The following is a 14,031-nucleotide window of genomic DNA, read 5'->3' on the forward strand; positions in this document are numbered from 1 at the left end:
GCGTCGCATGCGATCGAATCGCATCAGAGAAAAACCTTCCTACCTGACGGAGTGAACGATGAGCAAGATCGAAAAAGTGCTGTACACGGGCAAGACGCATACGACTTCCGGCGGCCGCGACGGCGCGGCTCGCAGTTCCGACGGCCGCCTCGACATCCAGCTGTCGTCGCCGGGCAGCGCCGGGAACGGCACGAATCCGGAACAACTGTTCGCGGCCGGCTGGTCGGCCTGCTTCATCGGCGCGATGCAGCTCGCGGCGCGCGCGGCGAAGGTCACGCTGCCGGCCGATCTCGTGGTCGATGCCGAAGTGGATCTGGGCACGGGCGGCAACGCGTACTTCCTGCAGGCCCGCCTGAACGTGAGCGTGCCGGGACTCGATCGCGACGTCGCGCAGCACATCGTCGACACCGCACACCAGACCTGCCCGTATTCGAAGGCGACGCGCGGCAACATCGACGTCGAGATCCGCATCGTCTGAGCCATGCACCGGGCGGCCACGTGCTGCCCGCCTGAATGTCCTGCCATTTTCTTGTCGAGGTGAATGATGAAAACCCAACTGATCGCTGCCCTTCTCGTTGCCGTGTCCGCCGCCGTTGCCGCGCCGGCCTTTGCCAGTGACTCCGTCGTGACGCGTGCACAAGTGCGTGCCGAACTCGTCCAGCTGCAGGAGGCCGGCTATGTGCCGGGCCGCGCGAACGATCCGCACTACCCGGACGACCTGCAGGTCGCGCTGACGCGTATCCACGCGAACGACACCGTCGCAGCCGATACGGCGACGTCCGGTTATGGCGCCGACGCCGCAGCCGTCACGCAATCGGGCAGCCGTCCCGTCACGCGCATCGCCGAGCGCTCGATCTACTTCGGCCATTGAACGAAGTCGCGATCGACGCCGATTGCCGGCGCGCGGCGTTCACATTCCGATTACTCTTTTCTGTCGAGGTAAATGATGAAGACCCAACTGATTGCAGCCCTGCTCGTCGCCGTGTCGGCTTCTGTTGCCGCACCGGCCTTCGCGACCGAAAGCACCGTGACGCGCGCGCAAGTGCGGGCGGAACTGGCTGCCCTCCAGCAGGCCGGCTATCTGCCGAATCGCCCGAACGATCCCAACTATCCGGACAACCTGCAGGCCGCGCTGAAGCGGGTGCGCGACAACGATGCAACGGCGGCCGACACCCGGACAGCCGGTTACGGCAACAACGCCGACGGTGCGACGCAATCCGGCAGTCGCATCGCGATTCACACGGCCGAGCGCTCGATCTATTTCGGTCGTTGAGCGTCGCGACGAAATCGACGACACCGTCCGTCAAATAAAGCGCATGCGATGTAATCGCATGCGCTCTTTGTTTGTCCGCAACCGGCGCGGGCGATCGCGTCTATGCTGTGCGACGGGCGGCCTTCAATCAAGGAGCAGACGATGCTGGAACCGACGACGGAGCAGGAAGAAGGCGGATCGCATCCGCTCGACAATGCCGTATGGCGCGCGCTCACCGGGGAGCAGCATCGTTTCGCCCTCGGCGACGCGCTTGCGCGTCGATTTCCTCCTGCGCTCGCACCGTTTGCGGGCATGGCCGATCGCAGCCCGACCGCTTTCGACGCGTTGCACGGACTGATCGACGCGCATGGACCGGCGGCACTCGTCACGCCGGACGAGATCCCGACGCCGGCCGGTTTTTCCATGGTCTGGCGGGCGATGCTGCATCAGATGATCTGGCAGGGAACGCTCGACGGCGCGCCTGCTCTGGAGCATGTCCGGCTCACCGAAGCCGATGTGCCGGACATGCTCGAACTGATCGCGGCGACGGAACCAGGCCCGTTCGGCCCGCGCACGGTCGAATTCGGCGGCTATATCGGTGTACGCCGGCAAGGCCGGCTCGTGGCGATGGCCGGTCAGCGGCTGAGGGCCGGCGGTCATGCGGAGATCAGCGCGGTGTGCGTGGATGCGGCTTTCCGGGGCCAAGGCCTCGCGGCCGGACTGATCCGGTCGTTGGTCGCGACCATCCGCGCGCGGGCGGAAACGCCGTTCCTGCACGTGCTCACGTCGAATCACGGCGCGATCGAGCGCTATCGCGCACTCGGCTTCGTGACGCGTCGCGACATGCATTTGCTGGTGCTGGGGCCCGAGGAAACCGGGACGGGCCAGCCGGAGCGCCAGCCGTAAGGACGGGTCGCGCCGGCAATCGCACCGCAGGCTCGACATCGAGCCTGCGTGTAATCGTCTATTCGTCGATCGAATTGATCAGGTTGCCGCGCAGCGTGACGATGGCCTTCTGCATCTTCGCGAATTCGTCGGGTTTCAGCCCGGTGGCTTCGACCAGATTCATGTCGAGCCCTTTCTCGCGCACGCGACGGCCGCTTTTCGTCAGGCTCACGAGCACCTGGCGCTCGTCCGACGGATCGCGGTGCCGCTCCAGATAGCCCATCGCCTCGAGCTTCTTCAGGATCGGCGTCAGCGTGTTCGATTCGAGGAACAGTTTTTCGCCGAGTTGCCCGACCGTCTGATTGCCCTCTTCCCACAGCGCGATGATCGTGATGTATTGCGTGTACGTGAGGCCGAGCTCTTCGAGGATCGGTTTGTATGCCTTGCCGAACGCGAGATTCGTCGAGTAGATCGCAAAACACAGGAACTCGGACAGCTTCGGTGCGGCGGGCGATTGTGTTTCGGTCGGTTTCATGGGCGTTCTCCAGCGACGACGGTTCGTGTCGCAGATGGACGCATTATATATCGCGTGCGATCTTATCGGTAGCATGATTATCGTCTCCGATCAACATGACTCGACGCCCATGGCACCTGTTCCGGTTCAGTCTTGTCCGCCGTCGTTCCGACCCCGTCGGTCGCCGGTCCGCTGACGGCTGACCGACAGCAGCGAACACTGCACCGGATGGGCGATTTCGGTCGCGAGGCCGCCGGCGGCGAACAGCAGGATCATCAGCCAGCGCTTCATGCGTCCTCCACGACGGAAAGGCTTGCGCCGTCGGCGACGGTCGCATCGAGCGCATAGGGATCGACACCGTCGAGGCAACCGAGATTGACGCGCCAGCACGCGGGATCCTTGCGCGTCTGATGAAACGGATAGATGCCGCAGCGGCTGCAGAAATAGTGACGGGCCGTGTGCGTGTTGAAGCGGTAGAGCGTCAGCGCGCCCTCGCCTTCGACGATCTTCAGGTCGGCCGCGGCGAACATCGGGCTCATCAGCGCGCCGCGACGGCGGCAGAGGCTGCAGTTGCAGCGGGTCGCCGGTGCAAGCGCGGTCCGAACTTCGAATTTCACGGCGCCGCAATGGCAGGATCCGTTGAACCATGTAGCAGACATGTCGTGCTCCTCAAGAGATCATGTCCGCTTTATAACGGGCCTTCGCCGATGCGTTGTATCACGCTGTATCCACGCCGCGCGCGGATACAGGACGTTGCAATTTTGTCCCCGGCCATGCGCATGGCGGCTCATTCGCCGAGCGCCGGCGCGCCGCATGTAACCGGGAAATCAGTCCAGCGCATGCTGTAACCGTGCGATGGCCGCCCGTGTCTCACGCTCGAGCGTCGCGAACAATTCGGCCGCCGGCAGCGACCGGGCGAGCGGCGCCGCCTGCCCGGCCCATTGCGCGCCGTAGCCGAACTCGCCGTTCGCCTTCGCGGCCGCATGCAGTGCCTTGCCGGCGTCGTATGCGATCGGATAGGCCGGCGTGGCCGGTGCGTGCGGATCGTCGCCGAGCGCGGTCAGCCGGTTCGCGATGCCGCGCGCGATCCGTCCGGAGATCGCGGACGTCAATGTCGTGCGGCGCGCTGCGTCGCCGAGGATCGCGCGGCGATAACCGTCGTCGATCGACGTCTCCGGGCACGCGACGAAGGCGGTGCCGAGCTGCGCGGCCTGCGCGCCGAGCGCCAGCGCGGCGGCGATGCCGTCGCCGTCCATGATGCCGCCGGCCGCGATCACCGGCAGCGCGCATTCGCGCACCAGCAGGCGCGTCAGCGCGAACGTGCCGAGCCGGTCGTCGTGCGCCGTCGAGTCGAATACGCTACGGTGCCCGCCGGCCTCGATGCCCTGCGCAACGATCGCGTCGATGCCGGCCGCGACGATCTGCCGGGCTTCGTCGGGATTCGTCGCGGACGCGAACAGCGTGATGCCCGCGCGCTTCAGCACGGCAATGGCCTCATCGGACGGCAACCCGAAATGAAAGCTGACGACCGCCGGTTTTTCTTCGATCAGCATCGCGAGCATCGCATCGTCCGCGACGAAGCTCGTGTAGATCTCCGACAACGATGCCGGCGGCGTCGCGCCCTGTTCGCGGAACGCGGGCGCGAGCCAGTCGAGCCACGCGCGTTCGACGACAGCGTCGGCGCGGGCCGGCTGGTGGCAGAACAGATTGATGTTGAACGGCCGGTCGGTGAGCGCACGCGTGTCGCGGATCATCTTGCGCGCACCGTCGGCGTTCGTCGCGCCGACGCCGAGCGAGCCGAGCCCGCCCGCGTTCGACACGGCGGCCGCCAGCGCGGGCGTGCTGACGCCGGCCATCGGCGCCTGGATGATCGGGGTGCGGATGCCGAGCGTGCGCAACAGCGTCCGGTTGTCGGTCGGTCGATTCATGTCGTTGCCTCCTGCAACGTCCGGGATCGGAATGCTTCGGCCGGGTGCCGGCCGAAGCTGCCGGGTCGGATCCGGCACGCGGTATGCGGCATGTTCACGGCGCGACGCGCATCCGAACGGTGCGCGAACAGCCACCCGCAACTGCGCCCATGCTACGCCAGCCTGCCGTCCGCGGGCCAGCCCAACCTTGCTGCTATCGATTGCGTACCCGATAGGCGAGCCCCGCGCAGGCCGTCAGCAGCGAGGCCGTCACGAAGAACACCGAATGCAGGCCGAGCGCGACGCCGATCTGTCCGCCGATCACGGGGCCGATCACCTGCCCGCCGAACTGCGCGGATTGCAGGTAGCCGAGCATCTGGCCCGTCGCGCGCTCGTCGACGGACTGCCGAACCAGCTTGCCGATCGACGGCAGCAGCCCGGCGAGCGTCATCCCCATCAGCACGCGCAGTGCCGCGAGTTGCCACCAGTGCGAGACGAACGCCTGCGGCACCATTGCGAGCGCGGTCAGCAGCAGGCAGCCGACGATTACGTTCCAGCTGCCGATACGGTCGGCGAGCGCGCCGAGCCGCGCTGCGGTCAGCATGCTGCCTAATGCGGAACAGGCCATCACGACGCCGGCGACGCGCGCCAGATGACTGCCGTCGACGCCGAGCCCGCCGATATAGACTGTGATGATCGGCTCGATCGACATGTTCGCGAGCAGCACCATCATTGCCGTCACCAGGAGCGCGGCGACCGCCGCACGATCGGTGCGCCGTGTCGTAGCCTCGGTCGTCGCGCGGGCGTGTCGCGCCAGTGCGTCGGTGTCCGCGTGAAAGTCCTCCTTCACGACCAGGATCGTCAGCAGCGCGGCGACGGCGATCATCGCCCCACCCGCGAAAAACGTCCCGCGGATGCCGAGCCAGCCCGGCAGCAGGCCGCCGACGAGCGGCCCGACGAGGTTGCCCGCGAGCGCGCCGGTCGACAGGATGCCGAGCGCCCAGCCCGCACGCTCGCGCGGTGCCTGAGTGCCCACCATGACGGTCGATGCCGATGCATAGCCGCCGACGAGCCCGGCGACGAGCCTCAGTGCGACGAGCTCCTGGACGTTGTGCGCAATACCGATCAGCGACATCACGACGGCCATTCCGAGCGCAGCGCGCACGAGCATGGGTTTGCGGCCGAAGCGATCCGCGAGACGGCCCCACAGTGGTGCTGTGACTGCGGTGCCGAGAAACGTCGCGCCGAACGCGACGCCGGACCATTCGATCACGGCCGATTGCGCATCGACGCCGAGCTGCCGCACGTAGAGCGGCAGGAACGGCAGCAGCATGCTCAGGCTGACGAGCGTCGTGAACGAGCCGAACACGCACACGGCGAGATTGCGCCGCCAGTAGCGTGCGTTGCGTTCGGCATAACTGGCGGCGGACCGGCCGGCGCGCACCGTATCGGGTGCCGGGAAGGTCGTGCTCATCGCGCCCTCGCCGTGGCGGCGACGTCGACCGCGAGCGCCAGCAGCAGCGCGGCGGCCCCGACGGCGAACAACGTTTCGTATCGACCGCCGCTCGATGCGAACAGATACGACAGGCCGTAGGCGGCCATCGCCTGCATGATCGCGAAGCTGGTCGTCGCACTGCGCCATGCGCGTTTCGCAACCGACGGATGATGCGCGAGCAGTTCATTCACGCGGCCGAGCGCGAGCGGGACGATGCCGGGTGTGAACGCGCCGACCAGCACGCTCGATACGATCAGCGAGGCGGGTCCCATCCCCAGCAGCGGCAGCACGACGGCGATGGCCTCGATCGCGAATGCAATGCGCAGTGCGCGACCGAATCCCGCCCGATCGGCGAGATGCCCGCACGCGAGCGGCCCGACGATCGCGCCGAGGCCGTACAGCACCCAATACTGCGCGCCCGCGTCCACGCCCTTGTCGAGTCCGCGCGCAACGTAGTCGACGAGGAAGATCATGTGCGGGACCAGCCCGACCGCGTTGAGCCCGTATTCGACGTACAGCGCGCGCAGGCTGCCGGTCGGGAGGTTACGGGCGTGCGTGGCCGGCGACGCGACCGCCGCGGGCGACGCATCGTCCGTTGGCCAGCCGCGCCACGCGACGGCGGTCAGCAGCAGCGACACGATCGCGAGCCCGAGCCACGTCGCGGTGAGACCCTGCCGCAGCAGGATCGGCACGATCGTGCCCGACGCCGCGATGCCGAGACCGATTCCCGTAAAGATGCCGCCGCTTGCGAAACCGCGGCGCGCCGGCGGCACGTGCGTGAGGATCGCCGGCGCGGCGAGCACCATCAGGGCGCCCCCCGACAGGCCGGACGCGAAGCGCCACACGAAGAACCACAGGAACGACACGGGCGCCGCGCACGCGACGAACGCAAGGGTCGCGAGCAGCATCATCGCGCGCAGCACGGCGGTCGAGCCGGCGCGGTGCGCGAGCGCGCCGGCGACCAGCGCACCGGCCAGATAGCCACCGAGGTTGGCCGCACCCAGATAGGCGGCCGTCGACGCGGGAAACCAGTGCGCGCCGATGATCGCGGGCAGCAGCGGCGTATACGCGAATCGCGCCAGACCGATGCCGATCAGGCTCGCACTGGCGCCGGACACCGTGCCGCGCCACACGTTGAACACGGGGGCATGCTGCCGGTCGAGAAGCGCTTGTTGCATTGAAGGACCTCCATTCGCTGCGCGGACGCATGCGCGTCCGACGGTTGAAGGAAGTCTAGATTGAACCGGGTGTCGGGAGAATCCATGCGTCGCGGAAGCCATTCTGCCGCAGTCCGGTTCAATCTTCGTCGGTGATGGTGGCCAGCCGGGCGAAGTGCTCGCGCAATCTGGGCGCGGCGAAATCGACGAACGTCCGCACCTTCGGCACCGACAGCCGTCCGTAAGGCGTGACGAGGTGGATCGGCAACGGCGCATGCTCGCTGTCGCGCAGCACGATTCGCAGCGCGCCGTCCCGAACCTGCTCGGCGACGTGATATGAGAAGAGGCGCGTGACGCCATGGCCGGCGAGCGCCGATGCGAGCGCGCCGCGGATCGTGTTGACGATGAACCGCGGCGCGAACTGGACCACCTGTGGCAGCGCCGACTGGCCGGACGGCGGGAAGCTCCATGAATCGAGCCCGAAGTGCGTCATCGAGATGATCCGGTGCCGTGCGAGATCGGCTGGCGCGGTGATCGGCGGATGCTCCGCCAGATAGTTGGGTGACGCGACGACGACGCGTCGCACCGCGCCCACTGGAATCGCGACAAGCGTCGAATCCGTCAGATGCGCGATGCGCAGCGCGACGTCGATTCCCTCGTCGATCAGGCTGACGGGGCGGTCGAGCAGTTGCAGCCGAATCGACACGGCCGGATGGCGGTCGATGAACTCGTCGATGAGCGCGCGCAGCACGTCCTCGCCCGCGGCGACCGGTGCCGTGATCGTCAGCAGGCCGCGCGGCGCCGAGCGTTCGTCGGCGATCAGCATGTCCGCTTCCTCGAGATCCGCGAGGATACGGCGGCACGCTGCGGCGTAGCGTTCACCGGCTTCGCTCAGGCGAATCGTCCGGGTGGTCCGGTACAGCAGCGCGGTGCCCGTGTGTTCCTCGAGAAACGCGATCGCGCGGCTGACTGCCGCCGGCGAGCGGCCGAGACGGCGGCTCGCGCCTGCGAGACTGCCCTCGTCCAGCGTGGCGACGAACACCTTCATCGCATCGATTCGGTCCATGGGTGTGAGTGGGCGCGAGTGGTCGTGTCATTGGCGGCGGGAACGCCAGCGAGCAGTCTACCGTACGCTTTCGGCGATGCCCGGTCGGCCTCGCCGTGCCGCTTCGTGAAATACTGCGGCCACGCGTCCTCCGGAACTCCGCGATGAGTGAAATGCCCGCCATGCCCTCGTTCTGTTGCCCGATCGTGCGTTTCGCACTGACGTGCGTCGTGGCGTTGCTGGTCGTCGGGCCGGCGACGGCCGCCTCGGCCACGGATGCCACGCACTTGCCAGGCGGGTCGCCCGTACCGGCAGCGCGCACGCCGCAACGCATCCTGTTCGTCGGCGACAGCCTCACGCACGGCCGTTACACGCCCGTGCGCTCGTACGGCGCGATGCGGTCCGGCCGCGAGGATATGGGCGGCACCGCGCGGGTCGTCGATGAAAACTTCGGGCAGACCGGGGCCCGCGCCGAACGCGAGCCGGGCCCGTGGGGCGGGATTCCGGGAATCTTCGCGCGCTTCGCCGCCGAAGCCGGACTCGACTACGAGGTTCATCTGGAAGCGATGTCGGCGACGAGTCTCGCGAAACATGACCGCGTCGCATCGGACGTGATCGACCGGCCCACGTGGGATGTGGTGGTCCTGCAGGAACTGAGCGCGAAGCCGCTGCCGTTCGCGCTCACGCACAGCCGCGCCAGCGATCCGGCCGGTTTCCGTGCGAGCGTCGCGAAGCTGGCACGCGGCATTCGTGCGGCGGCGCCGCACGCGCGGGTCTATCTGTATGAAACCTGGCCACGCGCCGATCTCGCGAAAGCGCTGGCGGGCGAGCCGGACAGTGCCGGTTTTCACGCGCGGTACGTCGATCGTCTCGCCGACCTCGTCGCAGCGTATCGCGATGCATACGACGGCGCGCGCCGCACCGATCCGTCGATCGCCGCCGTCGTGCCGGTCGGCCGTGCGTGGCAGCGTGCGTGGACGACCGGCGTCGCCGATCCCGACCCGTATGCGCCGTCCGGCGCGCCGCTGCTGTGGTACGGCATGCGCGCGCAGAACGACCCGCCGATCTCGCGGCCCGATTATCTGCATCCGGGCGTGCTGGGCGCTTATCTGAGCGCGCTCGTGCTGTTTCAGCAGATCGCCGGGGTCGACGTCCGTACGTTCGGCCCGCAGGAGCACGCTGCCGCGCAGCTCGGCATCGCGCCGGACATGGCGTCAAGGTTGCAGGCAGTTGCGTCGGATACGGTCCGCCAGGAACGCGCCGACGCCGGCTCTGCCCCCGCTGTCGATGCCGGTCAGACGGCGGCAGCCGGATGCCCTGAGCCATGCGCGTCGCAATGAGCGGCAACGCGGCGCGCACGGCGCACCACGTCGCGCGGTGGACGCATGACGAATGCGGAGGGCTGAGCCTGCCGCTCCACTCCGTTGCGTAGCGCCGGCCGGTCCCGGCGATGCCGAACCGCTCCGCACGACATCGCGGCCCGCCGAATGCACGCAGTATCACCCATGGTTTTCCCTGCCCTCGTACTTCCGCAGCGGCCTGACCTTCATCCGAAGCCCGCCCGGCGGGCGTTCTGCAGCCTTTCTGCGCAGGAAAGGATGCTTGAAGCATGCGCAATTATCGTGTCGCGCAAATTCGCCGACGATGTTTCGGACGATCGGCGCCACCCGTGCAGCCGGCCTTTCGCGGGCCCGGCGCGCACGCGCGCCGCGTCGCGCGGCCGGATCCGCAAGGCCGGCCGCGAACGGCCGGGCGTCGCGCCACGGCAAATCGATAATCAGGAGACACGATGAACAGCCAATCCCTCGACCTCGGCGGCACCGCGGGTGACCCCGCGTCCGCCGTACCGTCCGCGGCCCGGGCCGGCGCCGGTGCGACGGCCCTGCCCGCCCGCGGCGTCACGCTCGGCGAATTCATGGACGACCTGCCCGTCGGTGCGCTGCACCGCTTCGTCGTCTGGGTGATCGGCGTCGGGCTGTTCTTCGACATGTACGAGATATTCCTCGTCAGCACGATCGGCTCCGCGTTGCAGAACGAATACGGGCTGAGCCGGCAAAGCGCCGATTTCAAGCTGCTGCTGGCCTCGGCATTCATCGGGATGTTCGTCGGCGCGATGTGTCTCGGCAGCCTTGCCGACCGCATCGGCCGGCGCAAGGCGTTCCTGTTGACGCTCGTCTGGTACAGCGCGTTTTCGCTGATCGGCGCGTTCTCCGTGAACGCCGACATGCTGGTCGCATGCCGGTTCCTGACGGGCATCGGCGTCGGCGCGATCTACCCGGTCGCCGACAGCTTCCTGTCGGAAATCCTGCCGAAGGACAAGCGCGGGCGGTTCGCCGCTTGGGGCTATACGACTTCCTACGTCGCGGTGCCGCTGGTCGGCTTCCTCGCGCTGTGGCTGAATCCGCTGCATGTCTCGGGTGTGGCCGGCTGGCGCATCATCCTCGCGATCGGCAGCCTCGGCGCGGTCTACGTGCTGCTGGTCCAGCATCGGCTGCCGGAAAGCCCGCGCTGGCTGCTCGCGCAGGGCCGCGTCGCGGATGCGCATGCCGCGGCGCGGCGCTTCGCGGACAGCGCGGGCGTGCGCGTGCCCGAGCTGTTCGCGGCATCGGCCGAACCGCAGCGGCCGCTGCGCCTCGGCGAGCGCATCGCGCTGCTGCGCCGCCGGCCTTACGGCGCGCGCTACCTGATGCTCGCGGTGTTCCACCTGTTCCAGGGCTTCGGCTATTACGGTTTCGGCACGCTCGCGGGCACGGTCGTCAAGAGCCGCGGGTTCGACGTCACGGACAGCACGCTGTTCATTGCGCTGTCGTTCATCGGTTATCCGATCGGCTCGCTGCTGTCCATTCCGCTGCTGAACTGGATCGAGCGCCGCACGCTCGTGATCGGGTCGATCCTGTCGATCGCCGTGTTCGGGCTGTGCTTCGCGTATTCCGGCAATACGGTGCTGATCGTCTGCTTCGGTTTCCTGACGACCTGCGCGTCGAACGTGTTCAGCAACGCGTATCACGTGTACCAGGCGGAGATTTTTCCGGCACGTGCGCGCTCGACCGCGATCGGCAGCACGTACGCGCTGTCGCGCATCGTCAGCGGCGCGTTGCCGTTCGTGCTGCTGCCGGTGCTGGCCGCACATGGCGCCGGCGCGATGTTCGGCGTGATCTCGGTCGCGCTCGGCATCGTTGCGGTCACGCTGCGCGTGTTCGGGCCGCTGACCTCCCGGCGCAGCCACGACGACATCAACCCGGTATGACACGGCGACCGGCACGGGGCATGCGTATGCGTGCCCCGTGCATCGCGCGTGCGGCGCGCTGTTGAGCGGATTCAGCGTGCCGACATGAAATCGAACAGCTTCGCGATGTCGCTGGTCAGCACGGCGCCTGCCTTCACGCCGACCCACAACGTGCGCGTCGCCCACGCGTCGTCGAGCTTCACGACCCCGAGCCGCGCCGCGCGCTCGCCGGTCACCGCATCGCGCGGCAGCACGCCGATCCCGAGCCCGGCCTCGATCATCCGGCTCACACCGTCGAAATTCGACACCTGGATGCGCAGCTTCAGCGAGCGCTCGGCCGCGAACGCGGCGTCGGTCATGCGCGCGAGCAGCGAACTGCCGTCGCTCAGGCCGACGTAGTCTTCATCGAGCGTATCCGCGAAGCGGATGCTGTCGTGCGCGGCGAAGCGATGCCCGCGCGGCACGAGCAGCACCAGTTCGTCGCGCCGGTACAGGCGGCGTTCGATGCCGGGCGCCGGCACGTTGTCCGCGAACACGCCGAGATCGGCCTTGCCGGCCGCGAGCGCGTCGACGATTTCGTGACTCAGCCGCTCCTCCAGACTGACCTTGATGCCCGGGTTGTCGGTGAGAAACGCGGCGAGATCGGCCGGCAGGAACTGGACGATGGCCGACGTATTGGTCCACACGAGAATGTGGCCGCGCACGCCCGCAACGTAGTCGCTCATCTCGTGCGCCATCCGGTTGACCTGCTCGATCACCCTCGCCGCATGGTCGAGCAGCGCGCGGCCCGCCGGCGTCAGCTCGACGCCGCGCGCATGCCGGACGAACAGCGCGCTGCCGGTCACGCTTTCGAGTTCGGCGATCCGCTTGCTGACCGCGGACAACGTCAGCTGGCCGTGTTCGGCCGCCTTGGTCAGGCTGCCGTGCTCGGCGACGAGCGCGAACACGCGCAGCGACTGCAGATCGAAATGAAGCGGGTTCACCATGATGAAGGTCCCGGGAAGCGCCGTGCGGGGCGCGCGTGCCGCGCCAGGCAGGCCTGAAGCGATCATACGCCCGGCCGCGCGCGGCGCGAAATCACGCAAGGCGACGCAACACGGCGCGGTCAGTGCGGCGCGATCGCCTGCAACGCAGCGAGCATCGCGCTCTCCGGTTTCGCGAGATCGTCGAGCACCGTGAAGTGCTGCATGCCGGGCAGCCATGCGCGCGCGATCCGTTCGCCGGCCGCTTCGCAGGCGTCCGCGTATTCGTGCGCTTGACGCACGAGCTCCGGCAGCTCGGCCGCGCCGACCGCGACGACGGTCGGTGCGCCCGGCCCGATGTGATGCAGCGGGCTGTATGCGGCGATTTCCTGCGCGGTGAGCTTCAGCTTGTCGTCGAGCACGCACAGCGAGATCGGTTCGAGATCGACGAGCGGGCTGATCGCGAGCGCCGACACGACGGCCGGATGCGCGCGATGCACGGCCGTCAGGTGGCCGCCGGCCGAGTGACCGCTCAGATGGATCGGTCGTCCCGCGGTGCCGATGCCGTCGGGGTCGGCCGCGAGATGGTCGAGCAATGCGCCGATCTCGCCGACGATGTCGGTCATCGATGCGGCCGGTGCGAGCGTGTATTCGGCGAGCACGACGTCGAAGCCGCGTGCGAGCGGCCCGGCGGCCGCATACGCGAAATCCTCTTTCGCGCAGTGCTGCCAGTAGCCGCCGTGAATGAACACGAACAGCGGCGCGTCGGCCACGCCGCACCGCAGCCAGTCGAAGCGCTGCGCCGGACGCGCACCGTAACGCAGGTCGCGCTGCCCGGGCGTCGCATCGTAAAGCGCCGCGCTGCGTGCCTGGCAGGACGCGAGCACCGCGGGAAAATCGGGAATGGCTCTCGTGTTCAGGTAGGCGGCGTCGAGCGCCGCGCGGTCCATGCCGCGATAGAGGGTCGTCATTCGGGAAGCGCCTGGTCGGATTGCGGATGCGCGGGACGTTCGCGGTGCCCCGCCACGAAGGCGCCGGACGGGCCGACGCCGTTGCGCCATTATGCGTAGCGCAACCGGCGCCGGCTATCCGGAATCGGCGGGGGCGGCATGCGCCTGTCCGCTTTCGGCGCAGGACTGTCGAGCAGCGCACGCGTCGTGCCGGCGCATGCGCGAACGGGCGGACCGGCGTGACGGATCGGCACTCAGATCAGTTCGGATATCTCGATGAGGTTCAGGTCCGGGTCGCGCACGTACACCGACCGTATTTTCTGCGTCGCGCCGGTGCGCTCGACGGGCCCTTCGACGATCGGCCAGTCGACGCGGCGCAGATGCGCGATCACGTCGTCGAGCGGCACCGACGCGATGAAGCACAGGTCGAGCGCGCCGGGCACCGGCACGTGCGCTTTCGGCTCGAACTCCGCGCCGCGCACGTGCAGGTTGATCTTCTGGTTGCCGAAGCGGAATGCGAGCCGGCCCGCACCGAAGGTTTCGAGCTGCATCTGCAGCACTTCCGTGTAGAAGTGCCTGGTCCGCTCCGGATCGACGCAGGTCAGCACGAGGTGGTCGAGGTGGTCAATCAGTGCCAT

At 68.1% G+C, this 14,031-nt stretch carries 16 protein-coding genes; 6 read left to right on the forward strand and 10 right to left on the reverse strand.

The window, feature by feature from the left end:
* Positions 1-58: 58 nt before the first annotated feature.
* From WS49_RS02845 to WS49_RS02860, 4 genes are all read left to right on the forward strand, one after another.
* Entirely contained in the window at positions 59-478 is a 420-nt protein-coding gene (locus WS49_RS02845; protein ID WP_059524288.1) for an organic hydroperoxide resistance protein, read from the forward strand.
* Positions 479-544: 66 nt separating this feature from the next.
* Positions 545-871, forward strand: coding sequence for a DUF4148 domain-containing protein (locus WS49_RS02850; protein ID WP_059524544.1), 327 nt, complete (start codon positions 545-547; stop codon positions 869-871).
* A gap of 72 nt (positions 872-943) precedes the next feature.
* Complete coding sequence (locus WS49_RS02855) at positions 944-1,273, forward strand: DUF4148 domain-containing protein (RefSeq protein ID WP_059524290.1); 330 nt, start codon at positions 944-946, stop codon at positions 1,271-1,273.
* Between the two features lie 141 nt (positions 1,274-1,414).
* Complete coding sequence (locus WS49_RS02860; protein WP_059524296.1) at positions 1,415-2,158, forward strand: GNAT family N-acetyltransferase; 744 nt, start codon at positions 1,415-1,417, stop codon at positions 2,156-2,158.
* A gap of 58 nt (positions 2,159-2,216) precedes the next feature.
* Here the strand turns inward: WS49_RS02860 and WS49_RS02865 are convergent, their stop codons facing one another.
* From WS49_RS02865 to WS49_RS02890, 7 genes are all read right to left on the reverse strand, one after another.
* Positions 2,217-2,672, reverse strand: a complete 456-nt coding sequence (locus WS49_RS02865; protein WP_059524298.1) for a MarR family winged helix-turn-helix transcriptional regulator — start codon at positions 2,670-2,672, stop codon at positions 2,217-2,219.
* A 126-nt stretch (positions 2,673-2,798) separates the two neighbouring features.
* Positions 2,799-2,942 carry a hypothetical protein gene (locus tag WS49_RS35515; RefSeq protein WP_175911009.1) on the reverse strand — a complete coding sequence of 48 codons (144 nt, stop codon included), beginning with the start codon at positions 2,940-2,942 and terminating at the stop codon, positions 2,799-2,801.
* Positions 2,939-3,310 (reverse strand): GFA family protein, encoded by a 372-nt coding sequence (locus WS49_RS02870; protein ID WP_059524301.1) that lies wholly within the window; start codon positions 3,308-3,310, stop codon positions 2,939-2,941. The genes WS49_RS35515 and WS49_RS02870 overlap by 4 nt, the downstream gene beginning before the upstream one ends.
* Positions 3,311-3,478: 168 nt before the next feature.
* On the reverse strand, positions 3,479-4,579 hold the full coding sequence (locus WS49_RS02875; protein ID WP_059524303.1) for an NAD(P)H-dependent flavin oxidoreductase: 1,101 nt from the start codon (positions 4,577-4,579) through the stop codon (positions 3,479-3,481).
* A 193-nt stretch (positions 4,580-4,772) separates the two neighbouring features.
* Positions 4,773-6,032, reverse strand: coding sequence for an MFS transporter (locus WS49_RS02880; RefSeq protein WP_059524306.1), 1,260 nt, complete (start codon positions 6,030-6,032; stop codon positions 4,773-4,775).
* A complete protein-coding gene (locus WS49_RS02885; protein ID WP_059524308.1) occupies positions 6,029-7,231 on the reverse strand; it encodes a YbfB/YjiJ family MFS transporter in 1,203 nt (400 codons plus the stop codon). Before WS49_RS02885 ends, WS49_RS02880 begins: the two co-directional genes overlap by 4 nt.
* Positions 7,232-7,349: 118 nt before the next feature.
* Positions 7,350-8,276 carry a LysR family transcriptional regulator gene (locus tag WS49_RS02890; RefSeq protein ID WP_059524310.1) on the reverse strand — a complete coding sequence of 309 codons (927 nt, stop codon included), beginning with the start codon at positions 8,274-8,276 and terminating at the stop codon, positions 7,350-7,352.
* Between the two features lie 143 nt (positions 8,277-8,419).
* Between WS49_RS02890 and WS49_RS02895 the strand changes: the two genes are divergently transcribed.
* Both WS49_RS02895 and WS49_RS02905 read left to right on the forward strand, forming a co-directional pair.
* Positions 8,420-9,595, forward strand: a complete 1,176-nt coding sequence (locus tag WS49_RS02895; protein WP_059524312.1) for a hypothetical protein — start codon at positions 8,420-8,422, stop codon at positions 9,593-9,595.
* 449 nt (positions 9,596-10,044) lie between these two features.
* Complete coding sequence (locus WS49_RS02905; protein ID WP_059524317.1) at positions 10,045-11,502, forward strand: MFS transporter; 1,458 nt, start codon at positions 10,045-10,047, stop codon at positions 11,500-11,502.
* Positions 11,503-11,573: 71 nt separating this feature from the next.
* Here WS49_RS02905 and WS49_RS02910 read toward each other — a convergent pair whose 3' ends face one another.
* The 3 genes from WS49_RS02910 to WS49_RS02920 all read right to left on the reverse strand — a co-directional run bounded on the left by WS49_RS02910 (position 11,574) and on the right by WS49_RS02920 (position 14,031).
* On the reverse strand, positions 11,574-12,467 hold the full coding sequence (locus WS49_RS02910) for a LysR family transcriptional regulator (RefSeq protein ID WP_059524319.1): 894 nt from the start codon (positions 12,465-12,467) through the stop codon (positions 11,574-11,576).
* Between the two features lie 119 nt (positions 12,468-12,586).
* Positions 12,587-13,414, reverse strand: coding sequence for an alpha/beta hydrolase (locus WS49_RS02915; protein WP_059524321.1), 828 nt, complete (start codon positions 13,412-13,414; stop codon positions 12,587-12,589).
* Positions 13,415-13,647: 233 nt separating this feature from the next.
* Entirely contained in the window at positions 13,648-14,031 is a 384-nt protein-coding gene (locus WS49_RS02920) for a VOC family protein (protein ID WP_059524323.1), read from the reverse strand.

The sequence above is a fragment of the Burkholderia sp. RF7-non_BP4 genome, assembly GCF_001521935.1.
Lineage (GTDB): Bacteria > Pseudomonadota > Gammaproteobacteria > Burkholderiales > Burkholderiaceae > Burkholderia > Burkholderia diffusa.